Raw genomic sequence first — 25044 nt, forward strand, 5'->3', positions numbered from 1 at the left:
CGCGGCGCCTCCGACGGTCCGATTCCTGTGGTGCGCTATGCACCCAATGTCACGCGACCACCCCGACCCCGTTCCGATGCCCATGCAGCCTGCCGACATCCGCCCGCGTCACGCCCTGCCCCGCCGCTGGCTGCGCGTGGGCGTCGCGCTCGTCGTCGTGCTGGTGCTGCACGCGCTCGCCGCGATCTGGCTGATGCGCAATCGCGAATCGTTCACGCCGCCCGCGCCCGCCGAGGTCCCCGTGCAGATCGAGCTGCTGAAGCCGCGACCGATCGAGCGCCAGCCCGCGCCGTCCGAGCCGAAGCCGGTCGAGCATCCGGCCGCCCCCGCGGCGGCCGCGCCCAAGGCCGCCGCACCGAAGCCCGCACCGTCACCCGAGCCGGTCCTCACGTCGACGCAGCCGGCCGAGCAAGGCGAGCCGCCACCGGCTGCCGTCTCCGCGGCGAGCGGCGTGCCGAGCGCATCGGGCACGCACGCCGCATCGGCCGCCGGCGCCAGCAGCGCCACGGCGCCGGGCCCCGCGACCGATGGCGTGAAGTTCGCCGCGCCGCCGTCCGGCGACCTGCAGTACGACACGTTCTACAACGGGATGCAGAACATGATCGGCACGATCCACTGGCGCACCGACGGACGCACCTACGATCTGTCGGTATCGATGCCGGTGCCGTTCGTCGGCCCGTTCGCCTATCGCAGCGAAGGTCGCATCGACGCATTCGGCGTCGCGCCCGACCGTTACGTCGAGAAGCGCGGCAAGCGGCCGGAGGACATCGCGATCTTCAACCGCGAGATCCGGCAGGTCGTGTTCACGCGCACGCCGAACAACGCGCCGCTGCCCGACGGCGTGCAGGACCGCTTCAGCATGCTGATGCAGTTGTCGGGGCTCTTGCGCGGCAACCCGTCCGCCTACAAGCCGGGCGTCACGCAGCAGTTCTTCGTGATCGACAACAACAGCGGCGAGACCTGGCCGATCACGGTGATCGGCGACGAGCAGGTGCAGACGCAGGCCGGCATCATCGACGCGCGGCATTTCATGCGCCTGCCGCGCCGCGACGGCGACACGCGCCGCATCGACATGTGGCTCGCGCCGTCGCTCGGCTGGCTGCCCGCGCGGCTCGTGCAGAGCGAACCGAACGGCGCGCAGATCGAGCTGTTGTGGCACGGCCGGCTCGCGGCGCCGGCCGTGCCGTCCGATGCGGCGCCGGCAGGCGGCACAACGAACGCGCCCGCCGACGCATCGACGCCCGATGCATCGGCCGCACCACCCGCGGAACCGGCACAACCAGCGCCGCCGGCCACCGTGCAACCGCCCGCGCCACCGGCTGAACCGTCGGCGGCGTCGCCTGTCACACAGTGAACGCGCGGGGATCGGCAATTTCGACCGACTACAGATTTCCGCGAAATGGCCGATGACACTCTTTAACAACTATTTCAGTCCACCGGCAGACAATAAGAAACGTTTCATAGACATCGGCTTCTAACCGATACACCCCACGCAACGGGAACGGGGTGTGCTGCGCAAGCCCCTTGAAACCGGCAAGGCTCGCCCCACCTAGGGGACAACAAGGCCAGATGCCACTGCGAAGAGGAGTGCCGCCATGCAAATGATCTACAACAGCCCCAACTACTGCGTCGTCGAATTTGCGCCGCAGGCCGGCCATCATCTGATGAATGCCGGCGGATACGAAATCGTCGACAAGAACGCGCAGCGCGAGATCTTCATCGACGGCGAACTTGCCGAACGCTTCCGCGCACACGTGAAGCAACTGATCGAGGATGAACCGTCGCTCGACGAAGTCGACGAATTCCTCGGGCAATTCGACAGCCTGATGATGATGCCCGTCGTGCTGCACTGACGACCCGCGGCCCGGCGCCTCGCGCGGCCGGGCCATTCGCCGCGCACCGACACGGCGCCCGCGAGCACTCCGATCATGCCCCCGTCCGGTTCGCCCGGCGGGGGCTTTCATTTGGCGGGCGCCCCGGCCGGCGCGAGGCCGGGCGGCGGCCAGGCGCACCGGCTACAATGACGGTTTTCCCGTCTTCGCCGGTCCTCCGCCCATGTCTGCGACTCCTCTCGCCGCTTCCGTCCCGCTCGACGCGCCCTACACGCGCGGCGCCGCACTGCCCGCGCTGCTGAAATCGCGCATCCTGATCCTCGACGGCGCGATGGGCACGATGATCCAGCGCTACAAGCTCGACGAAGCCGCGTATCGCGGCGAGCGCTTCAAGGATTTCCCGCGCGACATCAAGGGCAACAACGAGCTGCTGTCGCTCACGCAGCCGCAGATCATCCGCGAGATTCACGACCAGTACTTCGCGGCCGGCGCCGACATCGTCGAAACCAATACGTTCGGCGCGACGACGGTCGCGCAATCCGACTACGGGATGGAAGATCTCGTCGTCGAGATGAACGTCGAATCGGCGAAGCTCGCGCGCGAATCGGCCGCGAAATACGCGACGCCCGACAAACCGCGCTTCGTCGCGGGCGCGATCGGGCCGACGCCGAAGACGGCGAGCATCTCGCCGGACGTCAACGATCCGGGCGCCCGCAACGTCACGTTCGACGAGCTGCGCGACGCGTACTACCAGCAGGCGAAGGCGCTGCTCGACGGCGGCGTCGACCTGTTCCTCGTCGAGACGATCTTCGACACGCTGAACGCGAAAGCCGCGCTGTTCGCGCTCGACGAGCTGTTCGAGGACACCGGCGAGCGCCTGCCGATCATGATCTCGGGCACCGTCACCGATGCGTCGGGCCGGATCCTGTCGGGCCAGACGGTCGAGGCGTTCTGGAATTCGCTGCGCCACGCGAAGCCGCTCACGTTCGGCCTGAACTGCGCGCTCGGCGCGGCGCTGATGCGCCCGTACATCGCCGAGCTCGCGAAGCTGTGCGACACCTACGTGTCGTGCTACCCGAACGCGGGCCTGCCGAACCCGATGAGCGACACCGGCTTCGACGAAACGCCGGACGTCACGTCGGGCCTGCTGAAGGAATTCGCGCAGGCCGGGCTCGTGAACCTCGCGGGCGGCTGCTGCGGCACGACGCCCGAGCACATCGCCGAGATCGCGAAGGCGCTCGCCGACGTGAAGCCGCGCCGCTGGCCGAACCAGTACAGCGACAACGCCTGACCCGACCGCCCCACGCCCTTCATTACACGAATTCGCACCGCCATGACCGATCACATGATGCGCCTTGCCGGCCTCGAGCCGTTCAACGTCACGTCCGGAACGCTCTTCATCAACGTCGGTGAACGCACCAACGTCACCGGCTCGAAGGCGTTCGCGCGGATGATCCTCAACGGCCAGTTCGACGAGGCGCTCGCCGTCGCGCGCCAGCAGGTCGAGAACGGCGCGCAGGTGATCGACATCAACATGGACGAGGCGATGCTCGATTCGAAGGCGGCGATGGTGCGCTTCCTGAACCTGATCGCGTCGGAGCCGGACATCGCGCGCGTGCCGATCATGATCGACTCGTCGAAATGGGACGTGATCGAGGCCGGCCTCAAGTGCGTGCAGGGCAAGGCGATCGTGAACTCGATCTCGCTGAAGGAAGGCGAGGAAGCGTTCCGCCGCCACGCGAACCTGATCCGCCGCTACGGCGCGGCGGCCGTCGTGATGGCGTTCGACGAGAAGGGCCAGGCCGATACGTACGAACGCAAGACCGAGATCTGCAAGCGCTCGTACGATTTCCTCGTGAACGAAGTCGGCTTCCCGCCGGAAGACATCATCTTCGACCCGAACATCTTCGCGGTCGCGACCGGCATCGAGGAGCACAACAACTACGCGGTCGACTTCATCGAGGCGACCCGCTGGATCAAGCAGAACCTGCCGTACGCGAAGGTGAGCGGCGGCGTGTCGAACGTGTCGTTCTCGTTCCGCGGCAACGACCCGGTGCGCGAGGCGATCCACACCGTGTTCCTGTATCACGCGATCCAGGCCGGGATGGACATGGGCATCGTGAATGCCGGCCAGCTCGGCGTGTATGCCGACCTCGACGCCGAGCTGCGCGAGCGCGTCGAGGACGTGATCCTGAACCGCCGCGCCGATTCCACCGACCGCCTGCTCGAGATCGCCGACAAGTTCAAGGCGGGCGGCGCGAAGAAGGAAGAGAACCTCGAGTGGCGCAACCAGCCGGTCGAGAAACGGCTCTCGCATGCGCTCGTGCACGGCATCACGACCTTCATCGTCGAGGACACCGAAGAAGTGCGCGCGAAGATCGACGCCGCCGGCGGCCGTCCGATCAACGTGATCGAAGGCCCGCTGATGGACGGGATGAACATCGTCGGCGACCTGTTCGGCCAGGGCAAGATGTTCCTGCCGCAGGTCGTGAAGTCGGCGCGCGTGATGAAGCAGGCGGTCGCGCACCTGATCCCGTTCATCGAGGAAGAAAAGCGCCTGCTCGCGGAAGCGGGCGGCGACGTGCGCGCGAAGGGCAAGATCGTCATCGCGACCGTGAAGGGCGACGTGCACGACATCGGCAAGAACATCGTGTCGGTCGTGCTCCAGTGCAACAACTTCGAAGTGGTCAACATGGGCGTGATGGTCCCGTGCAACGAGATCCTCGCGAAGGCGAAGGTCGAGGGCGCGGACATCATCGGGCTGTCGGGCCTCATCACGCCGAGCCTCGAGGAAATGGCGTACGTCGCGTCCGAAATGCAGCGCGACGACTACTTCCGCGTGAAGAAGATCCCGCTGCTGATCGGCGGCGCGACCACGTCGCGCGTGCACACGGCCGTGAAGATCGCGCCGCACTACGAGGGCCCGGTCGTCTACGTGCCCGATGCGTCGCGCTCGGTGTCGGTCGCGTCGAGCCTGCTGTCCGACGAAGGCGCGACGAAGTACCTCGACGAGCTGAAGTCCGACTACGAACGCATCCGCGACCAGCACGCGAACCGCAAGGCGCAGCCGATGGTCACGCTCGCCGAGGCGCGCGCGAACAAGACGAAGGTCGACTGGGCCGGCTACGCGCCCGTGAAGCCGAAGTTCATCGGCCGCCGCGTGTTCAAGAACTACGACCTGAACGAACTCGCGAACTACATCGACTGGGGCCCGTTCTTCCAGACGTGGGACCTGGCTGGCCCGTACCCGGCGATCCTGAACGACGAGATCGTCGGCGAATCGGCGCGGCGCGTGTTCTCCGACGCGAAATCGATGCTCGCGCGCCTGATCCAGGGCCGCTGGCTGAGCGCGAACGGCGTGATCGCGCTGCTGCCGGCGAACACCGTGAACGACGACGACATCGAGATCTACAGCGACGAATCGCGCTCGGAAGTGCTGCTCACGTGGCGCAACCTGCGCCAGCAGAGCGTGCGTCCGGTGGTCGACGGCGTGATGCGGCCGAATCGCTCGCTCGCCGACTTCATCGCGCCGAAGGAATCGGGCGTCGCCGACTACATCGGGATGTTCGCGGTGACGGCCGGCCTCGGCGTCGACGTGAAGGAAAAACAGTTCGAAGCCGACCACGACGACTACAGCGCGATCATGCTGAAGGCGCTCGCCGACCGTTTCGCGGAAGCGTTCGCCGAGGCAATGCATGCGCGCGTGCGACGCGAGCTGTGGGGCTACGCGAGCGGCGAGACGCTCGACAACGACGCGCTGATCGCGGAAAAGTACGCGGGCATCCGCCCGGCGCCCGGCTACCCGGCCTGCCCCGACCACCTCGTGAAGCGCGACATGTTCGACGTGCTGCACGCGGACGAGATCGGCATGAGCGTGACCGACTCGCTGGCGATGCTGCCGGCCGCGAGCGTATCGGGCTTCTACCTCGCGCATCCGGACAGCCGCTACTTCTCGGTCGGCAAAATCGGGCAGGATCAGCTCGAGGACTACGCGCGGCGCATGGCGCTGTCGCTCGACGACGCGCGCCGCGCGCTCGCGCCGCAGCTCTGATCTATGCGGACGGGCGGCCGACCGCCCGTTTGGTCAGACAAAAAGAAAAAGCCCGCTCGGAAGCGGGCTTTTTCCTGCCTTGCTAACCTTTCGTACTGCCGGGCAACGAAGCTCAGAAGCCCCAGTGCACGTCGGCTTCGCCGGCTTTCGCCTCGCGCAGCATCGTGAGGAACGGCGCGACGCGCTGGGCCAGGCTCGGCGGCACTTCGTGGTGCGCGTGATCGGCTTCGTCCTCGTGGAAGTGGCCGGCGTGCTCGGCGCGCGCCTGCTTCGCCTGCGCGACTGCGCCTTCCAGCTTCGCGATCGCGTGGTCCAGCTCGTCGTGCGTAATCACACCGCGCTCGCCCAGCTGCTTGCCGACGAGGCCCAGCACATACACGGCGAAATCCTTCAGCACGTCGAGATCCTGTGCCGCCTTGCTCTTGAACGTAATCATGACAATTCCCTTTTCATCTTGTTGTGCCTGCGCGGCGAGGTTGGGGGAACGCCGGCAGACCGGCGTCCGGCCTCGCGGACGCGGGGCGCCTGAGCGGCATATTAGCACCTGTTAAAATTCTGCGATCCCTGAAACGCGCGCTTAAAAAGCGCGCCGGCGGCCCGGCGTTTCCGGCCGCCACCAACGAAGCCTTCTACCAGCATGCTGCCAGCACACAAACAGACCCTCGAAGCCCTGCTCGCGGATAGCGTCAAGCAGGTCGCACACGCGCTGAAAGGCGCCGACGCCACGTTCGTCGCCCCGGCCATCACGCTGGAGCGCCCGAAGGTCGCCGCGCACGGCGACGTCGCGTGCAACGTCGCGATGCAGCTCGCCAAGCCGCTCGGCGCGAACCCGCGCCAGCTCGCCGAGCAGATCGTCGCCGCGCTCACCGCGCAGCCGGCCGCGCAAGGGCTCGTCGACGCCGCCGAAATCGCCGGCCCCGGCTTCATCAACCTGCGCCTGTCGGCCGCCGCGAAGCAGGCGGTGATCGCCGCCGTGTTCGACCAGGGCCGCGCGTTCGGCACGTCGGATCGCGAGAAAGGCAAGCAGGTGCTGCTCGAATTCGTGTCGGCGAACCCGACCGGCCCGCTGCACGTCGGCCACGGCCGCCAGGCCGCGCTCGGCGACGTGCTCGCGAACGTGATCGCGAGCCAGGGCTACGCGGTGCACCGCGAGTTCTACTACAACGACGCGGGCGTGCAGATCGGCAACCTCGCGATCTCGACGCAGGCGCGCGCGCGCGGCCTGAAGCCGGGCGACGCGGGCTGGCCGGAAGCCGCATACAACGGCGAATACATCGCCGACATCGCACGCGACTACCTGAACGGCGAAACGGTCGCCGCGTCGGACGGCGAGCCGGTCAAGGGCGCGGGCGACGTCGAGGATCTCGACGCGATCCGCAAGTTCGCGGTCACGTACCTGCGTCGCGAACAGGACATGGACCTGCAGGCGTTCGGCGTGAAGTTCGACCAGTACTACCTCGAATCGTCGCTGTACAGCGAAGGCCGCGTCGAGAAGACGGTCGACGCGCTGGTCAAGGCCGGCATGACCTACGAGCAGGACGGTGCGCTGTGGCTGCGCACGACCGACGAAGGCGACGACAAGGATCGCGTGATGCGCAAGTCGGACGGCACGTACACGTACTTCGTGCCGGACGTCGCGTACCACGTGACGAAGTGGGAGCGCGGCTTCACGAAGGTGATCAACATCCAGGGCTCGGACCACCACGGCACGATCGCGCGCGTGCGCGCGGGCCTGCAGGGGCTGCACGTCGGGATCCCGAAGGGCTATCCCGACTACGTGCTGCACAAGATGGTCACCGTGATGCGCGACGGCCAGGAAGTGAAGATCTCGAAGCGCGCGGGCAGCTACGTGACGGTGCGCGACCTGATCGAATGGTCGGGCGGTGCCGCGGCGGGCCAGGAAGCGGCGCCCGACCTGATCGACGAGGCGACCATCACGCGCGGCCGCGACGCGGTGCGTTTCTTCCTGATCTCGCGCAAGGCCGATACCGAGTTCGTGTTCGACATCGACCTCGCGCTGAAACAGAACGACGAGAACCCGGTCTATTACGTCCAGTACGCGCATGCGCGGATCTGCTCGGTGCTCAACGAATTGAAGTCGCGCTACAACGTCGACGCCGCGCAACTGCCGGGCGCCGACCTGTCGCAACTGACGAGCGCGCAGGCCGCATCGCTGATGCAGAAGCTCGCCGAGTATCCGGACATGCTCACGCACGCGGCGAACGAGCTGGCGCCGCACGCGGTCGCGTTCTACCTGCGCGATCTCGCTGGCGAATTCCACTCGTTCTACAATGCGGAGCGCGTGCTGGTCGACGATGAAGCGCCGCGCAACGCGCGCGCCGCGCTCCTTGCCGCGACCCGGCAGGTGCTCGAGAACGGCCTGGCGGTGCTCGGCGTGTCCGCGCCCGCAAAGATGTAAGGACGCAAGCGGCCCGAACCGGGCAGCGAATGGCCGCGGCAGCGCCCGCCGTCGGATAGCCCGCCGCGGCCTTTTCACGATTCTTTTTGCAGGTGACTCAAGCAATGGCACAACCACGCCGCACTTCGAAACAATCGAAACAAGCCGGAGGGACATTTCTTGGAATCGTGCTGGGCCTGATCGTCGGCCTCGCGATCGCCGTGGTGGTGGCGCTCTACATCACGCGTTCGCCGTCGCCGTTCGTGTCGAAGGTCGCGCCGCCGCCGGCCGACAACGGCGCGAGCCAGCCGCAGCAGTTCGACCCGAACCGCGCGCTGCAGGGCAAGACGCCCGGCCAGCCGGTGCCGCAGGCCGCGCAGCCCGCACCGCCCAACACCGCGCCCGGCCAGGCCGCGAACCAGACCCAGGGCGGCCTGTTGCCCGAGCCGCAGATCGTCGAAGTGCCGCCGTCGGCCAACGGGTCGAGCGGCTCGAACAACACCGGCAGCTCGAGCAACACGACCGCGTCGAACAATACGTCGTCGGGTAACGGCGTCGCCGTCGCGCCGAAGCCGGCCGACACCACGCCGCCGAAGAAGCCGCAGCCGCCGCAGCAACAGCAGGCGGGCGAGGACGACCTCGCGCGCTTCGCCGCGCAGAAGCAGGCGCAGCAGGCCGCCGCGCAAAAGCAGCAGCAACAGCAGCAGGCCGCGAACACGCCGAAGCCGACGTCGTCGGCCACCGCCGCCGCGGCAGCGAAGCCGCCGACCGCGAGCGACGCGAATACCGGCTACTTCCTGCAGGTCGGCGCGTACAAGACGGAAGGCGACGCCGAGCAGCAGCGCGCGCGCCTCGGCTTCCAGGGCTTCGAGTCGAAGGTGTCGAAGCGCGATGTCAGCGGCGTGACCTATTTCCGCGTGCGCGTCGGCCCGTTCTCGAAGTTCGAGGATATGAACTCGGCCCGTCAGCGCTTGTCCGATGCAGGTGTCGACACGGCGGTGATCCGCTTCACGAAGCAGTAGGCAGCCGGTCGAGCCCACGCAGAACCCGTTACGTTTCGTAACCCGAGCAACTGATTCGACGTTCACAACATGAAAAAACTGCTTAGCACGCTCCTTCTGTCCCTGGGCCTCGCGGCCGGTTTCGCCCAGGCATCGCCTGCCGCACCAGTCGCCGGCAAGGACTTCGAGGTGATGAAGTCGCCTCAGCCGGTGTCCGCGCCGGCCGGCAAGGTCGAGGTGATCGAGTTCTTCTGGTACGGCTGCCCGCACTGCTACGAATTCGAGCCGACGATCGAGGCCTGGGTGAAGAAGCAGGGCAACAACATCGACTTCAAGCGCGTGCCGGTCGCATTCCGCGACGATTTCATCCCGCACTCGAAGCTGTTCTATGCGGTGTCCGCGCTCGGCATCTCCGAGAAGGTCACGCCGGCGATCTTCAACGCGATCCACAAGCAGAAGAACTACCTGCTGACGCCGCAGGCGCAGGCCGACTTCCTGGCCACGCAGGGCGTCGACAAGAAGCAGTTCATGGACGCGTACAACTCGTTCAGCGTGCAGGGCCAGGTGAAGCAATCGGCCGAGCTGCTGAAGAACTATGCGATCGACGGCGTGCCGACGGTCGTCGTCCAGGGCAAGTACAAGACGGGCCCCGCTTACGCGAACAGCATCCCGGGTACCGCCCAGGTGCTCGACTTCCTCGTGAAGCAGGTTCAGGACAAGAAGCTCTGACCCCCGCCCGCGCGCCGGCATGACTACTCCGCTGAAGGTCTTCATCACCGGCGCGTCGAGCGGCCTCGGCCTCGCGATGGCCGAGGAATACGCCCGCCAGGGCGCCACGCTCGCGCTCGTCGCGCGACGCACCGAGGCGCTCGATGCGTTCGCGCGGCGTTTCCCCAAGCTGTCCATCTCCGTCTATTCCGCCGACGTGCGCGATGCCGACGCGCTCGCGACGGCCGCCGCGTCGTTCATCGCGACGCACGGCTGCCCGGACGTCGTGATCGCGAACGCGGGCATCAGCCAGGGCGCCGTCACGGGCCAGGGCGATCTCGCGACGTTCCGCAACGTGATGGACATCAACTACTATGGGATGGTCGCGACGTTCGAGCCGTTCGTCGGCCCGATGACGGCTGCGCGCCACGGCACGCTGGTCGGCGTCGCGAGCGTCGCCGGCGTGCGCGGCCTGCCCGGCTCCGGCGCGTATAGCGCGTCGAAATCGGCCGCGATCAAGTATCTCGAATCGCTGCGCGTCGAGCTGCGTCCGGCCGGTGTCGGCGTCGTGACGATCGCGCCCGGCTACATCCGCACGCCGATGACCGCGCACAACCCGTACCGGATGCCGTTCCTGATGGATGCCGACCGCTTCGCCGCGCGCGCGGCGAAAGCGATCGCACGGCAGCACGCGTTCCGCGTGATTCCGTGGCAGATGGGCGTCGTCGCGAAGGTGCTGCACGTGCTGCCGCGCTGGCTGTACGACCGCCTGTTCGAGAAGGCGCCGCGCAAGCCGAAGGCCGGCGCGCACTGACGAGTCGGCGGTCCGGCCCGCGCGACACGCGCCGGGCCGCATCGCCGCATCGAAGCTTCGATTTCGCGGCACTTCCCGCGGCGTCCGCACAGATCCGCCGCGTTCCCCGACGCGCCGATCTCCCCCTCTCCGCCGCCCGGCTCTCCCGCCGCCTCCGCAGCACGTTCCGCCGCATCAACACCCGTTCCGTCGCGAACGCAGCCGTTTTTCGGTCAATTCACCGCGTTCCGGCGCCTTTTTTCACGCGCCGCGCGCTTTGCCGGTATGCTGTTCGCCAGCCGCGCCGGCCCCGCCCGCTTCCGGGCCGCGCCCGCATCCCGTCACCCAGCAAAAAGCACAAGCCACGTGGGAGATCCTATGCACGTCAAGCTGTTCGCCGCGGCCGCGGTCGCCGCAGCACTCGCCGCCCCCGGCCTCGCCGCCGCCAAGCCGCTCACCGTCTGCACCGAATCGAGCCCGGACGGCTTCGACGTCGTGCAGTACAACTCGCTCGTCACGACCAACGCATCGGCCGACGTGATCTTCAACACGCTCGTGTCGTACGACGAAGCCGCGAAAAAGGTCGTGCCCGCGCTCGCCGACAAATGGGACGCGAGCGCCGACGGCCTCACCTACACGTTCCACCTGCGCCCGAACGTCGCGTTCCAGACCACCGACTATTTCAAGCCGGGCCGCGCGCTCGACGCGGACGACGTCGTGTTCACGTTCACGCGGATGCTCGACGATTCGAACCCGTGGCACAAGGTGGCCGGCGCGAGCGGCTTCCCGCACGCGCAGTCGATGGGCCTCGTGAAGCTCGTGAAGTCGGTCACGAAGGTCGACGACAGCACCGTGAAATTCGTGCTGAACGAACCGAACGCGACGTTCGTGCCGATCCTGACGATGGGCTTCGCGTCGATCTATTCGGCCGAATACGCGGACCAGCTGCTGAAGGCCGGCAAGCAGGCCGACCTGAACGCGAAGCCGGTCGGCACGGGCCCGTTCGTGCTGAAGAGCTATACGAAGGACGCGCTGATCCGCTACGACGCGAACCCGACGTACTGGGGCACGAAGCCGAAGGTCGACCGGCTGATCTACGCGATCACGCCCGACCCGTCGGTGCGCCTGCAGAAGGTGAAGGCCGGCGAATGCCAGATCGCGCTGTCGCCGAAACCGCAGGACGTGCTCGCCGCGAAGGGCGAAAGCGCGCTGAAGGTCGTGCAGACGCCCGCGTTCATGACCGCGTTCGTCGCGCTGAACACGCAGAAGAAGCCACTCGACAACGACAAGGTGCGCGAGGCGCTGAACCTCGCGTTCGATCGCGCGACCTACCTGAAGGTCGTGTTCGACAACACCGCGACGGCCGCGAACAACCCGTATCCGCCGAACACGTGGAGCTACGCGAAGGACGTCGCGCCGTATGCGTACGATCCCGCGAAGGCGAAGCAGCTGCTCGCGCAGGCCGGCTTCCCGAACGGCTTCTCGACGACGATCTGGACGCGCCCAACCGGCAGCGTGCTGAACCCGAACCCGAAGGTCGGCGCGGAGCTGCTGCAGGCCGACCTCGCGAAGATCGGCGTGAAGGCCGACGTGAAGGTGATCGAATGGGGCGAGCTGATCAAGCAGGCGAAGCTCGGCCAGCATGACATGCTGTTCATGGGCTGGGCCGGCGACAACGGCGATCCGGACAACTACCTGTCGCCGTTGTTCAGCTGCAATGCAGTGAAGTCGGGCATCAACTTCGCGCGCTTCTGCGACGCGCAGCTCGACAAGCTGATCGTCGACGGCAAGTCGACCGCCGACCAGGCCAAGCGCGCGAAGCTGTATGAAGCCGCGCAGAAGATCATCCACGACCAGGCGCTGTGGATCCCGCTCGGCTACCCGACCGCCGCGGCGCTCACGCGCACGAACGTGAGCGGTTATCGCGTGAGTCCGTTCGGACGACAGAACTTCACGGCGGTCGCCGTGCAGTAACCGCGCGTGGCGCGCAAGCGACGGCGTTCGCGCCGCTCGCTTGCGGCCCGCGCACCCCGCTTGCTACACTCCGCTCCTATTCCTCATACCGGACGCCAGCCAAAGTGAACAACTAAGCCTTCCCAAAATGTTTTCGCCGCCGTGCCCCGCACGCCGCGCGAAGGTCTTCACGCATTTTCGGAGGTGCTTATGGCTGCAGCCACGCCCACCGGCGCGCTCGTCGCGCTTCATCACGTTTCCTTCCGCTTCGACGACGGCTTCACGCTGTTCGATTCGCTCGACCTTTCCATCGATCGCACGCCGACGGGCATCGTCGGCCGCAACGGCATCGGCAAGAGTCAACTCGCGCAGCTGATCGCGGGCCGCTGCGCGCCGAGTTCGGGGACGATCGACCGGCATGCGCCGGTTGTCTACGTCGCGCAACGGCACGACGACGACGACGCAGCGGCCGGCCCGCGGACCGTCGCGCAGATCGCCGCGCTCGATGCGCCGCTCGGCGCGCTTGCGCGTCTCGCGAACGGCCGCGCGGAGCCGCACGACTTCGACCTGATCGGCGATCGCTGGGATCTCGCCGAGCGGCTGCGCGCGGCACTCGACGCGGCCGGCCTGCACGACGTGCGACCCGACACGCCCGCGCACGCGCTGAGCAGCGGCCAGCTCGCGCGCGTCGCGCTGATCGGTGCGTTGCTGTCCGGCGCCGGCCTGCTGGTGCTCGACGAACCGACCAATCATCTCGACGCGCCGGGCCGTGCGTGGCTGCGCGCGGCGCTCGACGGCTGGCGCGGCGGGCTCTTGATCGTGAGCCACGACCGTGCGCTGCTCGCCGGCGTGCAGCGCATCGTCGAGCTGACACCGCAACGCGTGCGCTCGTACGGCGGCAACTACGCGCTCTACCGCGCGCAACGCGACGCGGAACAGGACGCCGCGCAAGCAGCACTCGACCATGCGCGCACCGAACGCGGACGCGTCAAGCGCAGGCTCGAACAGGAACACGACACGATCCAGCGTCACGCGGCCGGCTCGCTGCGCGATGCGAAGACGGCCAATCTGTCGTCGATGGCGAAACAAAGCCGCAAGGGTGCGGCGCGCAACATCATGGGACAGGTCCGGCGCCAACAGGACGATTTCAAGGCAACGCTCGACGAACGCGTGCAGCAGGCGGCCGCGCGCGTCGAAGCCGATGCGCCCGTGCTCGTGTCGCTACCGGGCACCGAGGTCAGCGCACGCCGTCAGCTGTTCACGCTCGAACGCGCGCGACTGCCGTGGCGCGCGGCCGGCGATGCGGATTCGGATTCGGATTCGGATTCGGATTCGATCACATGGTCGGCGAGCGGCGCCGTGCGCATCGCGCTGACGGGCCCGAACGGCTGCGGCAAATCGACGTTGCTGCGGATGCTCGCGGGCGAGCTCGCGCCGCGTTCAGGCACATGCACGACGCACGTGAGCGCCGCGTATCTCGACCAGCGGCTCGCGCTGCTCGATCCCGGGCGCTCGATCGTCGAGCAGTTGGGGCTGCTCGATACGCCGCTCGCCGAAGGCGACCTGCGCAGCCGCCTCGCGCTGTTGCAGCTCGATGCGACGCGCGCGACGCAGCCTGCACGACAGCTGAGCGGCGGCGAACGGCTGAAGGCCGCGCTCGCGTGCGCGTTGTGGCGTGGCTCACCCGCGCAACTGCTGCTGCTCGACGAGCCGACCAATCACCTCGATCTCGAATCGGTGCGCGCGATCGAAGCCGCGCTGGCCGGCTTCCCGGGCGCGATCGTGGTCGCATCGCACGACGCCGCGTTCCTCGCGGCGCTCGAACCGACGCACACGATGCAATGGCATCGCGACGGGTGGCGCTACGAACCCGTCGCGTGAGGAGAACGAAGCGCTATCGGCAGGTGGTGCGGAACCGCAGCACGCCGTCGTCGCCCTGCTCGCGCACGAGTTCGCCCGCTAGCCACAGCAGGTTCAAATGCGCGAGCGCCTCGCCGAGCGCGAACGTCATCTGGTGGATGTCGAGCTCGCGGCGGCGGAACATGATCGGCACGATGTCGGCCGCGCTCATCGGCTGCTCCGCGCACGCGACGCGCACTTCGTCGAGCCGCGCGTCGTGGTGTTCGCGCAGTTGCGCGATGCGCGTGCGCACGCCGCGGAACGGCTTGCCGTGCGACGGCAGCACGAGCGTGTCGGGCGCCATCGTCTCGTAGCGGCCGAGCGACTGCAGGTACAGCGCGAGCGGATTCGCTTCCGGCTCGAGGTCGAACACGGACACGTTCGTCGAGATGCGCGGCAGCACCATGTCGCCGGAGATCAGCACGCCGTCCGCTTCGCTGTGCAGCGCGCAATGTTCAGGCGAATGGCCGTAGCCGGTGACGACGCGCCACGTGCGCGCGCCGATCGTCACCGCATCGCCTTCGCGCAGGCGCCGGTAGCGCGGCGGCACGGCCGGCACGAGATCCGAGTAGTAGCTGCGGCGGTTGCGCAGCTTGTCGAGCGCGGCCGGATCGGTCAGCCCGTGGCGCGCGAAATGATCGGCGGCGGCCGCGCCGCCCGCGTTCGAGCCGTTGCCCGCCGCCATCAGGCAGCCGAACATGTATTCGCCGAGCGTCATCCACAACCGCACGTTCCAGCGGCCCTTGTCGCCGCCGTCGCACAGCCAGTTCGCGAGGCCGAAGTGATCGGGGTGGCAGTGCGTGACGAGCACGCGCAGCACGGGCAGTCCGTCGAGATGCGCGTCGAAGATCTGCTCCCAGTGCGTGCGGATCGCGTCCGACGAGATCCCGCAATCGACGATCGTCCAGCCGGCCTGCCCGTCGATCTCGTCGCGCAGCAGCCACAGGTTGATGTGGTCGAGCGAGAACGGCAGCGGCATGCGCAGCCAGCGCACGCCGGGCGCGACCTCGAACGTGTCGCCCGCGGCGGGCAGCGTGTCGGCGAAGGGATAGTCGAGTTGGTGTTCCAGTGCGTTCATCGGTGGGGCGTCTCGTCGTTATCGGTGCGAATGCGCGCCGGCGGCAGGCCGCGGCGGGCGGTGCGTCGATTCTATCGCCGTCGCGCGAAACGCGTGCCCGGCGGCCGCCGGCCCGTCAAAAAAGTTCGTGCCAGAATCGGTTCCGTACCCGTATCTTTACGCGAAGATGCACCGAACGGCACCCAACGACGGATAACCCGCCGCTTGCCGGCCGGCCACGCGTCGCCGCAAAGTCTTTGATCCGCCCGCTTGGGCGCTAAAATGGCGAGTGCTTACAGCCCCTCCTGAACGAGCCTGCACGCAATGAATCACTTCCCCAAACTGCTGTCGTCGCAGATCGGTTTCGACGTCGCGCAGACGATGCTCGAAAACTTCGACCGCCACTACCGGATCTTCCGCGAAGCGGCCGTCGACGCGAAGACGCTGTACGAGCGCGCCGACTGGCACGGGCTGCAGCGGCTCGCGCGCGAACGGATCACGTCGTACGACGATCGCGTGCAGGAGTGCGTCGAGGTGCTGGAAGACGAATACGACGCGGAGAACATCGACGACGAAGTCTGGCAGCAGATCAAGCTGCACTATATCGGCCTGCTCACGTCGCACCGCCAGCCCGAGTGCGCGGAGACGTTCTTCAATTCGGTGTGCTGCAAGATCCTGCACCGCTCGTATTTCAACAACGATTTCATCTTCGTGCGCCCGGCGATCTCGACCGAGTATCTCGAGAACGACGAACCGGCCGCGAAACCGACCTACCGCGCGTACTACCCGGGCACCGACGGGCTCGCGGTCACGCTCGAGCGCATCGTCACGAATTTTCAGCTGGAGCCGCCGTTCGAGGATCTCGAGCGCGACACTTCGTGCGTGATGCAGGCGATCCACGACGAATTCGGCCACTTCGACGCCGCGCCGAATTTCCAGATCCACGTGCTGTCGTCGCTGTTCTTCCGCAACAAGAGCGCATACATCGTCGGCCGCATCATCAATGCCGATCGCGTGCTGCCGTTCGCGGTGCCGATCCGCCACGTGCGCCCGGGCCTGCTCGCGCTCGACACCGTGCTGCTGCGCCGCGACCTGCTGCAGATCATCTTCAGCTTCTCGCACTCGTATTTCCTCGTCGACATGGGCGTGCCCTCCGCGTATGTCGACTTCCTGTGCACGATCATGCCCGGCAAGCCGAAGGCGGAAATCTACACGTCGGTCGGCCTGCAGAAGCAGGGCAAGAACCTGTTCTACCGCGACCTGCTGCACCACCTGTCGCACTCGAGCGACCGCTTCATCGTCGCGCCCGGGATCAAGGGCCTCGTGATGCTCGTGTTCACGCTGCCGTCGTTCCCGTACGTGTTCAAGATCATCAAGGATCACTTCCCGCCGCCGAAGGAAACGACGCGCGCGCAGATCATGGAGAAGTACCAGCTCGTGAAGCGCCACGACCGCCTCGGACGGATGGCCGACACGCTCGAGTATTCGAGCGTCGCACTGCCGCTCGCGCGGCTCGACCATGCGCTCGTGCGCGAGCTCGAGAAGGAAGTGCCGTCGCTGCTCGAATACGAGGACGACAATCTCGTGATCAAGCACCTGTACATCGAGCGCCGGATGACGCCGCTGAACCTGTACCTGCAGAACGGCACCGACGCGGACATCGAGCACGGCGTGAAGGAGTACGGCAACGCGGTGAAGGAGCTGATGAAGGCGAACATCTTCCCCGGCGACATGCTGTACAAGAACTTCGGCGTCACGCGCCACGGCCGCGTCGTGTTCTACGACTACGACGAGATCGAGTACCTGACCGACTGCAACGTGCGCCGCGTGCCGCCGCCGCGCAACGAGGAAGACGAGATGTCCGGCGAACCGTGGTATACCGTCGGCCCGCACGACATCTTTCCGGAAACCTACGGGCCGTTCCTGCTCGGCGACCCGCGCGTGCGGGACGTATTCATGAAGCATCACGCGGACTTTTTCGATCCCGTGCTGTGGCAGTCGAGCAAGGACAAGCTGCTGCAGGGCGAATTGCCCGATTTTCATCCGTACGACGTCGCGCTGCGCTTTTGCGTGCGCTACCCGGAGCGCTTCGGCGCGACGGACCAGAACGACGGCGAAGGCGACGCGCAGCGCGCCGCCTGACGCCGGTTACACCGAACCCGACATCGACCCGAGTTCCGAAAACGAAATCCACACCGATGAACACTCCAGTCAACCCGCTCTCGCACCTGTTCGACAACAACGACGCCTGGGTCAGGCGCAAGCTCGCCGACGATCCCGAGTTCTTCACGCGCCTCGCCGACCAGCAGGCGCCGGAATACCTGTGGATCGGCTGCTCCGATTCGCGCGTGCCCGCGAACCAGATCATCGGCCTGCCGCCGGGCGAAGTGTTCGTCCACCGCAACATCGCGAACGTCGTCGTGCACAGCGACCTGAACTGCCTGTCGGTGATCCAGTTCGCGGTCGACATCCTGCGCGTGAAGCACATCATGGTCGTCGGCCACTACGGCTGCTCGGGCGTGAACGCGGCGCTGCACAACCGCCGCGTCGGCCTCGCGGACAACTGGCTGCATCACGTGCAGGACGTGCGCGAGCGCCATGCGGCGCTGCTCGACGAATGGCCGGTGGGCGAGGCGCGCTATCGCCGCCTGATCGAGCTGAACGCGATCGAACAAGTCGTCAACGTGTGCCGCACGACGATCGTCAACGACGCATGGGCTCGCGGCCAATCGCTCACCGTGCACGGGCTCGTGTACGGCGTGCACGACGGCCGGATGCGCAACCTCGGGATGGCCGTGTCGAACTTCGAAGCGCTCGACGAAACCTACAAGCGCTGCGTCGCCGCGCTGACCGCAGGCGGCCAGCATGCGCCCGACAACGACATGGTCGCCGCCGATGCCGCGCAAATGAACGAAGTCGCGCAGGCGGTGGTCGATACCCTGAAGCCTTGCACGGACGCGGAGTAAGCACGCGCTCCGCGTCGGCGGCGACACAACGGCAACCTGGATCGAACTGACCTGACGCCGTCACCACGGCACTGCAAAGGAGCGGCGAACATGAAAACCGTACTGATCGTCGGCGCATCGCGCGGCCTCGGCCGCGAATTCGTCCGGCAATACCGGCGCGACGGCTGGAACGTGATCGCCACCGCGCGCGACGAAGCGTCGCTCGCCGCGCTGCGCGCGCTCGGCGCGCAAGCGCATGCGCTCGACATCGCGCAGCCCGAGCAGATCGCGGCGCTCGGCTGGAAGCTCGACGGCGAACGGCTCGATGCGGCCGTGCTCGTGTCGGGCGTCTACGGGCCGCGCACCGAAGGCGTCGAGACGATCGCCGCCGAGGATTTCGACGCGGTGATGCATACGAACGTGCGCGGGCCGATGCAGTTGCTGCCGATCCTGCTGCCGCTCGTCGAGGATGCGCGCGGCGTGCTGGCCGTCGTGTCGAGCCGGATGGGCAGCATCGCCGAGGCGACCGGCACGACCGGCTGGCTGTACCGCGCGAGCAAGGCGGCGCTGAACGACGTGCTGCGCATCGCGTCGCTGCAGACGCGCCACGCCGCGTGCATCTCGCTGCATCCCGGCTGGGTGCGCACCGACATGGGCGGCGCGCAGGCCGCGATCGACCCGGAAACCAGCGTGACCGGCATGCGCCGCGTGATCGCCGAAGCCGGCGCCGACGTGTCGCAGGCAAACGGCCGTTTCTTCCAGTACGACGGCATCGAGCTGAACTGGTAAGCCGCGGTCACAACCGAGCGTCGTTAATTCCCGTTTCGCATGATTTTGAACCGACCTGACGCGTGCCCGTGCGGCGGCGCGTCCCCTGCTCCCGCCGGCAAAGCGCCGGCCCCGCGCTATGCGGCCTGCTGCGGCCGCTTCATCGACGGCGGCGAAGCCGCGCCGACGGCGCTCGAGTTGATGCGTTCGCGGTACAGCGCGTACGTGCTCGGCGCGACCGGCTACCTGCGCGCGACATGGGCCGCGCGCACCTGCCCGCCCGATCTCGACACCGACCCCGAGGCGCCCGACGCGCCGCGCTGGCTCGGCCTCGCGGTAAAACGCCATGTGCCGCTCGACGAACGGCACGCTGAGGTCGAATTCGTGGCCCGCTACAAGGTTGGCGGACGCGCTTACCGGCTCCACGAGACGAGCCGTTTCGAGCGCGACGAGCACGGTTTCTGGCGCTATGTCGACGGCGAAGTAAGCGACCGCTGACAAATAGTTGCTGTGTCAGACGCCGGGTAATTCCCGCATTGCACAACCTGATTTTGTCAGGCTAGGATGGCCGTCAGATTGGTCATGTTGCATGGCAGGGCTTACGAATGGCGTTCAGCAAGGTATTGGTGGGATGGATGGCGGCCGGTGCGCTGTCGGCCGCTCAGGCCGGTACGCTGCCGAACGCAAATACGGGTGCCGGCACCGCAAGCGGGTCGCTCGCCCACGCCGAACGCTTCGATTACGGCGGCTCGAACCTGCCGCAGGTCGCGGCCGGCCTCAACGAACAGATCCTCCGCATTCCGGCCGATGCTTCGGGCTCCGTCACGCTCGAGGCGACGCTCTTCAAGCCGGACGGCCCCGGCCCGTTCCCGCTCGTCGTCTTCAACCACGGCAAGAACACCGGCGATCTCCATCTGCAGCCGCGCAGCCGGCCGCTTGCGTTCGCACGCGAATTCGTGCGCCGCGGCTATGCGGTGATCGCGCCGAACCGCCAGGGCTTCGCCGGTTCGGGCGGCACGTACCAGCAGGAAGGCTGCAACGTCGGCAAGAACGGGCTCGCTCAGGCCGCCGACGTCGACGCGACGGTGCGCTACATGTCGCGCCAGTCGTACGTCGATGCATCGCGCATCGTCGTCGCCGGCACGTCGCACGGCGGCCTCGCGTCGGTCGCCTACGGCACCGAAGCCGCACCGGGCGTGCGCGGCATCATCAACTTCTCCGGCGGGCTGCGCCAGGACCTGTGCGACGGCTGGCAGCGCAACCTCGTCGACGCATTCGACCAGTACGGCGCGCGCACGGCCGTGCGGTCGCTGTGGCTGTACGGCGACAACGATTCCGTGTGGACGCCCGCACTCGTCGCGCAAATGCACGACGCGTACGTGTCGCACGGCACGCAGGCCCAGTTCATCGACTTCGGCCGCTACAAGGACGACGCGCACCGGCTGATCGTCGATCGCGACGGTGTGCCGGTCTGGTGGCCGGCCGTCAACGCGTTCCTCGAGAAGCTGAACCTGCCGACCTCGGTGCGCTATGCGGTCGCGAACCCGCACGAGCCGAAGGCCACCGGCTATGCGGCCATCGACGCGGTCAACGCCGTGCCGTATGTCGACGAAGCCGGCCGCGAAGGCTATCGCCGCTTCCTGAACCAGCATCCGAGCCGCGCGTTCGCGGTGTCCTCGGAGGGCGCGTGGTCGTGGGCCGAAGGCGGCGACGACCCGATGGCGCTCGCGCTCGACAACTGCGCGAAACAGGGCGCGGGCGCGTGCCGGCTGTATGCGGTCAACGACCGCGTCGTGTGGAACGCAAACACGACGCAGACGGCCGACAACGGCGACGGCAGCACGCACGACACCGATACGCACGCGCTGGCTTCGCGCTGACGCGCGGCGGGCCGTACGCCGCGCCTTTTTCGCCTCCCTTCCACTTCCCGCCTCATTCTTCCGTGCGCGATCGCATCGCGCGCCGCCGTATTCGCGCGTTCGCGCCATCACGCCATCGCCCGCCGTTCCGGCAGCCTGATCCCCCGGATTCAGCAGACCATTCCGCCGCCGCGGTTCGCGCGTGGCATCGCCCCGTTTTGCCGGCCCCCTTCGATCCCCGATTTTTCGCGATCGCACCGCGCCCCGTCCCGCGATTTTCTCTGTCGGGGGGTGTCACTCGAACGTCGTTATCTGCGCTCATTTCAGGGCATCTGAACCGTACCGTTCCGAGTAGCCCCGATCTGCGCCGAACTCCCGCCCGGCAAGGCTTTGCGACGTTTGTAACCGCTAGTGCAACGTGTCGCGGAACACGCTAATCTCAGCGCGTTTTCGAATCTGCCGCGCGGCATCCCGTCGATGCCGCGCGGCCGTTTTACCCTTCGGAGTTGCCTTGAGTACGCCAGCCACCGACGACTGGGTCGCGCGCAGCCTGCGCGCGGTCTGGCATCCCTGCACCCAGATGAAGCACCACGAACGCCTGCCGCTGATCCCGGTCGCGCGCGGCGCGGGCGTGTGGCTGTACGACCGCGAAGGCCGTCGCTACTTCGACGCAATCAGCTCGTGGTGGGTCAACCTGTTCGGCCATGCGAACCCGGACATCAACGCGGCGCTGAAGGACCAGCTCGACACGCTCGAGCACGCGATGCTCGCCGGCTGCACGCACGAGCCCGCGATCGAGCTCGCCGAGCGGCTGCACGCGCTCACCGCGCGCACGCTCGGCCATGCGTTCTTCGCGTCGGACGGCGCGTCGGCGGTCGAGATCGCGCTGAAGATGAGCTTCCACGCGTGGCGCAACCGCGGCCGCGCGAACAAGCAGGAATTCGTCTGCGTCGCGAACAGCTATCACGGCGAGACGATCGGCGCGCTCGGCGTGACCGACGTCGCGCTGTTCAAGGACGCGTACGACCCGCTGATCCGCCATGCGCACGTCGTCGCGTCGCCCGATGCGCGCGGCGCGCTGCCGGGCGAGACGGCCGCCGATGTCGCGGGTCGCGCGCTCGCGGACGTGCGGCGCCTGTTCGTCGAACGCGGCGACCGGATCGCCGCGCTGATCGTCGAGCCGCTCGTGCAGTGCGCGGCCGGCATGGCGATGCACGATCCGTCGTACGTGCGCGGGCTGCGCGCGCTGTGCGACGAATTCGGCGTGCACCTGATCGCCGACGAGATCGCGGTCGGCTGCGGCCGCACGGGTACTTTCTTCGCATGCGAGCAGGCAGGCGTGTGGCCCGATTTCATGTGCCTGTCGAAAGGCATCAGCGGCGGCTACCTGCCGCTGTCGCTCGTGCTCACGCGCGACGACGTGTTCGCGGCGTTCTACGACGACGATACGACGCGCGGCTTCCTGCACTCGCATTCGTACACCGGCAACCCGCTCGCGTGCCGCGCCGCGGTCGCAACGCTCGACCTGTTCGCGCGCGACGACGTGCTCGCGCAAAACGCGCGCAAGTCGGCCGCGATGCGCGCCGCGCTCGCGCCGCTCGACGCACACCCGCAGGTGCGCCACCTGCGCGAACGCGGCACGCTGTTCGCATTCGACGTCGCGCTAGACGGCGACGCAGCGCGCGGCTTCTCGCGACGCTTCTTCGAACGCGCGCTCGAACGCGAACTGCTGCTGCGCCCGATCGGTACGACCGTGTACCTGATGCCGCCGTACGTGATGAGCGACGACGACATCGCGTGGCTCGCGCAGCGCACGCGCGACACGCTCGACGCAACGCTCGCGGAGATCTCGTGATGACGACATCCCTGCTCGACACGCTGCAGCGCGGCCTCGCCGATCTCGACGCGCAAGGGCTGCGCCGCGTGCGCCGCATCGCCGACACCGCGTGCGACGCGCGCATGACCGTCGACGGCCGCGAGATCGTCGGCTTCGCGAGCAACGACTACCTCGGCCTCGCCGCGCACCCGGTGCTCGTCGCCGCGTTCGCCGAAGGCGCGCAGCGCTACGGTTCCGGCAGCGGCGGCTCGCACCTGCTCGGCGGCCATTCGCGCGCGCACGCAAAGCTCGAGGACGAACTCGCGGGCTTCGCGGGCGGCTTCTCCGACGCACCGCGCGCGCTGTACTTCAGCACCGGCTACATGGCGAACCTCGCCGCGATGACCGCGCTCACCGGCAAAGGCGCGACGATCTTCTCCGACGCGCTGAACCACGCATCGCTGATCGACGGCATGCGGCTGTCGCGCGCGAACGTGCAGGTCTACCCGCACGCGGACACGGCCGCGCTCGCCGCGCTGCTCGAAGCATCGGATGCCGAAACGAAACTGATCGTCAGCGACACCGTGTTCAGTATGGACGGCGACATTGCGCCGGTCGCCGAACTCGTCGCGCTGGCCGAACGCCATCGCGCATGGCTCGTCGTCGACGACGCGCATGGCTTCGGCGTGCTCGGCCCGCAGGGCCGCGGCGCGCTTGCGGCCGCCGCGCTGCGTTCGCCGAATCTCGTCTACGTCGGCACGCTCGGCAAGGCGGCCGGCGTCGCGGGCGCATTCGTCATCGCGCACGAAACCGTGATCGAATGGCTGATCCAGCGCGCGCGCAGCTACATCTTCACGACGGCCGCGCCGCCGGCCGTCGCGCATGCGGTATCGGCCAGCCTGAAGCTGATCGCGGGCGACGAAGGCGACGCGCGCCGCGCGCATCTCGCCGCGCTGATCGAGCGCACGCGCGCGCTGCTGCGCAACACGCGCTGGCAGCCGGTCGATTCGCACACGGCCGTGCAGCCGCTCGTGATCGGCAGCAACGACGCGACGCTCGCGGCGATGCGCGCGCTCGACGCGCACGGTCTGTGGGTGCCCGCGATCCGGCCGCCTACGGTGCCCGCCGGCACGTCGCGGCTGCGCGTGTCGCTGTCGGCCGCGCATTCGTTCGACGATCTCGCGCGGCTCGAAACCGCGTTGATCGAAGCCAGCGAGGCAGCAGCATGACGGCGCCGCTCTCGCTCTTCGTCACCGGCACCGACACTGAAATCGGCAAGACCTTCGTGTCGGCCGCGATGCTGCACGGCTTCGCGCGGCACGGCCTGCGTACGGCTGCACTGAAGCCGGTCGCGGCCGGCGCGTACGAACGGGACGGCGTCTGGCACAACGAGGACGCCGAGCAGCTCGACGCGGCCGCGAACGTCGTGCTGCCGCCCGAACTGCGCACGCCGTTCCTGCTGAAAGCACCGGCCGCGCCGCATATCGTCGCCGCGCAGGAAGGCGTGACGCTCGACCTCGACACGATCGTCGCGTGCCACCGCGAAGCGCTGACGCGCGCGGACATCGTCGTCGTCGAAGGCGTCGGCGGCTTTCGCGTGCCGCTGAACGACATGCAGGACACGGCCGATCTCGCGGTCGCGCTCGGCCTGCCGGTCGTGCTGGTGGTCGGCGTGCGGCTCGGCTGCATCAGCCACGCGCTGCTGACGGCCGACGCGATTCGCCAACGCGGCCTCACGCTCGCGGGCTGGGTCGCGAACCACGTCGACCCGGCGATGTCGTTCCCGGACGAGAACGTCGCGACGCTGCGCGACTGGCTTGCGCGCGAGCACCGCGCGCCGCTCGTCGGCCGCATTCCGCACATGACGCCGGCCGCTCCCGAATCCGCCGCGGCGATGCTCGACATCGCCGCGCTCGTCGAGTCGCTGCGCGCCGCGCAGCATTGACCCAACCGATCCCCCACTC

20 protein-coding genes are annotated in these 25044 nt (G+C 67.8%); 18 read left to right on the forward strand and 2 right to left on the reverse strand.

What is annotated here, in order from left to right:
• Positions 1–76: 76 nt before the first annotated feature.
• From FPJ27_RS34140 to metH, 4 genes are all read left to right on the forward strand, one after another.
• A complete protein-coding gene (locus FPJ27_RS34140) occupies positions 77–1354 on the forward strand; it encodes a DUF3108 domain-containing protein (RefSeq protein ID WP_204424733.1) in 1278 nt (425 codons plus the stop codon).
• Between the two features lie 241 nt (positions 1355–1595).
• Positions 1596–1853 carry a DUF3567 domain-containing protein gene (locus FPJ27_RS34145; RefSeq protein ID WP_006477667.1) on the forward strand — a complete coding sequence of 86 codons (258 nt, stop codon included), beginning with the start codon at positions 1596–1598 and terminating at the stop codon, positions 1851–1853.
• Positions 1854–2055: 202 nt separating this feature from the next.
• Positions 2056–3123 (forward strand): homocysteine S-methyltransferase family protein, encoded by a 1068-nt coding sequence (locus FPJ27_RS34150; protein ID WP_072437333.1) that lies wholly within the window; start codon positions 2056–2058, stop codon positions 3121–3123.
• Positions 3124–3165: 42 nt separating this feature from the next.
• Positions 3166–5883: a methionine synthase gene (metH, locus tag FPJ27_RS34155; RefSeq protein WP_204424742.1), complete on the forward strand. Its 2718-nt coding sequence runs from the start codon at positions 3166–3168 to the stop codon at positions 5881–5883.
• Positions 5884–5995: 112 nt separating this feature from the next.
• Here metH and FPJ27_RS34160 read toward each other — a convergent pair whose 3' ends face one another.
• Entirely contained in the window at positions 5996–6319 is a 324-nt protein-coding gene (locus tag FPJ27_RS34160; RefSeq protein ID WP_034179168.1) for a DUF1840 domain-containing protein, read from the reverse strand.
• A gap of 201 nt (positions 6320–6520) precedes the next feature.
• Between FPJ27_RS34160 and argS the strand changes: the two genes are divergently transcribed.
• From argS to FPJ27_RS34190, 6 genes are all read left to right on the forward strand, one after another.
• Entirely contained in the window at positions 6521–8302 is a 1782-nt protein-coding gene (gene argS, locus FPJ27_RS34165; protein WP_204424744.1) for an arginine--tRNA ligase, read from the forward strand.
• A 104-nt stretch (positions 8303–8406) separates the two neighbouring features.
• Positions 8407–9303, forward strand: coding sequence for an SPOR domain-containing protein (locus tag FPJ27_RS34170; RefSeq protein ID WP_204424746.1), 897 nt, complete (start codon positions 8407–8409; stop codon positions 9301–9303).
• Between the two features lie 69 nt (positions 9304–9372).
• Entirely contained in the window at positions 9373–10011 is a 639-nt protein-coding gene (locus tag FPJ27_RS34175; RefSeq protein WP_204424748.1) for a thiol:disulfide interchange protein DsbA/DsbL, read from the forward strand.
• Between the two features lie 19 nt (positions 10012–10030).
• On the forward strand, positions 10031–10804 hold the full coding sequence (locus FPJ27_RS34180) for an SDR family oxidoreductase (protein ID WP_072437339.1): 774 nt from the start codon (positions 10031–10033) through the stop codon (positions 10802–10804).
• Positions 10805–11161: 357 nt separating this feature from the next.
• Complete coding sequence (locus FPJ27_RS34185; RefSeq protein WP_204424751.1) at positions 11162–12757, forward strand: ABC transporter substrate-binding protein; 1596 nt, start codon at positions 11162–11164, stop codon at positions 12755–12757.
• Between the two features lie 189 nt (positions 12758–12946).
• Positions 12947–14617 (forward strand): ATP-binding cassette domain-containing protein, encoded by a 1671-nt coding sequence (locus FPJ27_RS34190; protein ID WP_204424753.1) that lies wholly within the window; start codon positions 12947–12949, stop codon positions 14615–14617.
• Between the two features lie 13 nt (positions 14618–14630).
• Here FPJ27_RS34190 and FPJ27_RS34195 read toward each other — a convergent pair whose 3' ends face one another.
• A complete protein-coding gene (locus tag FPJ27_RS34195) occupies positions 14631–15713 on the reverse strand; it encodes an MBL fold metallo-hydrolase (protein ID WP_204424755.1) in 1083 nt (360 codons plus the stop codon).
• A 303-nt stretch (positions 15714–16016) separates the two neighbouring features.
• On the opposite strand from FPJ27_RS34195, the gene aceK reads away from it, so the two are divergent.
• The 8 genes from aceK to bioD all read left to right on the forward strand — a co-directional run bounded on the left by aceK (position 16017) and on the right by bioD (position 25025).
• Positions 16017–17834 carry a bifunctional isocitrate dehydrogenase kinase/phosphatase gene (gene aceK, locus FPJ27_RS34200; RefSeq protein ID WP_204424757.1) on the forward strand — a complete coding sequence of 606 codons (1818 nt, stop codon included), beginning with the start codon at positions 16017–16019 and terminating at the stop codon, positions 17832–17834.
• Between the two features lie 56 nt (positions 17835–17890).
• Positions 17891–18658, forward strand: coding sequence for a carbonate dehydratase (gene can / locus FPJ27_RS34205; RefSeq protein WP_034179177.1), 768 nt, complete (start codon positions 17891–17893; stop codon positions 18656–18658).
• 90 nt (positions 18659–18748) lie between these two features.
• Positions 18749–19426 carry an SDR family oxidoreductase gene (locus FPJ27_RS34210; RefSeq protein WP_072437405.1) on the forward strand — a complete coding sequence of 226 codons (678 nt, stop codon included), beginning with the start codon at positions 18749–18751 and terminating at the stop codon, positions 19424–19426.
• A gap of 39 nt (positions 19427–19465) precedes the next feature.
• A complete protein-coding gene (locus tag FPJ27_RS34215) occupies positions 19466–19903 on the forward strand; it encodes a YchJ family protein (RefSeq protein WP_034179179.1) in 438 nt (145 codons plus the stop codon).
• A 107-nt stretch (positions 19904–20010) separates the two neighbouring features.
• Entirely contained in the window at positions 20011–21285 is a 1275-nt protein-coding gene (locus FPJ27_RS34220; RefSeq protein ID WP_204424759.1) for a prolyl oligopeptidase family serine peptidase, read from the forward strand.
• Positions 21286–21775: 490 nt separating this feature from the next.
• Positions 21776–23119 (forward strand): adenosylmethionine--8-amino-7-oxononanoate transaminase, encoded by a 1344-nt coding sequence (gene bioA / locus FPJ27_RS34225; RefSeq protein ID WP_072437411.1) that lies wholly within the window; start codon positions 21776–21778, stop codon positions 23117–23119.
• Positions 23119–24309, forward strand: a complete 1191-nt coding sequence (gene bioF, locus FPJ27_RS34230; protein WP_204424761.1) for an 8-amino-7-oxononanoate synthase — start codon at positions 23119–23121, stop codon at positions 24307–24309. Before bioA ends, bioF begins: the two co-directional genes overlap by 1 nt.
• Complete coding sequence (bioD, locus tag FPJ27_RS34235) at positions 24306–25025, forward strand: dethiobiotin synthase (RefSeq protein ID WP_204424763.1); 720 nt, start codon at positions 24306–24308, stop codon at positions 25023–25025. Before bioF ends, bioD begins: the two co-directional genes overlap by 4 nt.
• Positions 25026–25044: the final 19 nt, after the last annotated feature.

It is taken from the genome of Burkholderia sp. MS455 (assembly GCF_016899445.1).
Lineage (GTDB): Bacteria > Pseudomonadota > Gammaproteobacteria > Burkholderiales > Burkholderiaceae > Burkholderia > Burkholderia pyrrocinia_C.

Coding starts and splice junctions, on each gene's coding strand:
- can (WP_034179177.1), top strand. CDS start 17,891: ATGAACACTCCAGTCAACCCGCTCTCGCACCTGTTCGACAACAACGAC.
- FPJ27_RS34195 (WP_204424755.1), bottom strand. CDS start 15,713: ATGAACGCACTGGAACACCAACTCGACTATCCCTTCGCCGACACGCTG.
- FPJ27_RS34220 (WP_204424759.1), top strand. CDS start 20,011: ATGGCGTTCAGCAAGGTATTGGTGGGATGGATGGCGGCCGGTGCGCTG.
- FPJ27_RS34215 (WP_034179179.1), top strand. CDS start 19,466: ATGATTTTGAACCGACCTGACGCGTGCCCGTGCGGCGGCGCGTCCCCT.
- bioD (WP_204424763.1), top strand. CDS start 24,306: ATGACGGCGCCGCTCTCGCTCTTCGTCACCGGCACCGACACTGAAATC.
- FPJ27_RS34145 (WP_006477667.1), top strand. CDS start 1,596: ATGCAAATGATCTACAACAGCCCCAACTACTGCGTCGTCGAATTTGCG.
- FPJ27_RS34175 (WP_204424748.1), top strand. CDS start 9,373: ATGAAAAAACTGCTTAGCACGCTCCTTCTGTCCCTGGGCCTCGCGGCC.
- FPJ27_RS34170 (WP_204424746.1), top strand. CDS start 8,407: ATGGCACAACCACGCCGCACTTCGAAACAATCGAAACAAGCCGGAGGG.
- bioF (WP_204424761.1), top strand. CDS start 23,119: ATGACGACATCCCTGCTCGACACGCTGCAGCGCGGCCTCGCCGATCTC.
- FPJ27_RS34210 (WP_072437405.1), top strand. CDS start 18,749: ATGAAAACCGTACTGATCGTCGGCGCATCGCGCGGCCTCGGCCGCGAA.
- metH (WP_204424742.1), top strand. CDS start 3,166: ATGACCGATCACATGATGCGCCTTGCCGGCCTCGAGCCGTTCAACGTC.
- FPJ27_RS34160 (WP_034179168.1), bottom strand. CDS start 6,319: ATGATTACGTTCAAGAGCAAGGCGGCACAGGATCTCGACGTGCTGAAG.
- aceK (WP_204424757.1), top strand. CDS start 16,017: ATGAATCACTTCCCCAAACTGCTGTCGTCGCAGATCGGTTTCGACGTC.
- FPJ27_RS34185 (WP_204424751.1), top strand. CDS start 11,162: ATGCACGTCAAGCTGTTCGCCGCGGCCGCGGTCGCCGCAGCACTCGCC.
- FPJ27_RS34180 (WP_072437339.1), top strand. CDS start 10,031: ATGACTACTCCGCTGAAGGTCTTCATCACCGGCGCGTCGAGCGGCCTC.
- argS (WP_204424744.1), top strand. CDS start 6,521: ATGCTGCCAGCACACAAACAGACCCTCGAAGCCCTGCTCGCGGATAGC.
- FPJ27_RS34150 (WP_072437333.1), top strand. CDS start 2,056: ATGTCTGCGACTCCTCTCGCCGCTTCCGTCCCGCTCGACGCGCCCTAC.
- FPJ27_RS34140 (WP_204424733.1), top strand. CDS start 77: ATGCCCATGCAGCCTGCCGACATCCGCCCGCGTCACGCCCTGCCCCGC.
- FPJ27_RS34190 (WP_204424753.1), top strand. CDS start 12,947: ATGGCTGCAGCCACGCCCACCGGCGCGCTCGTCGCGCTTCATCACGTT.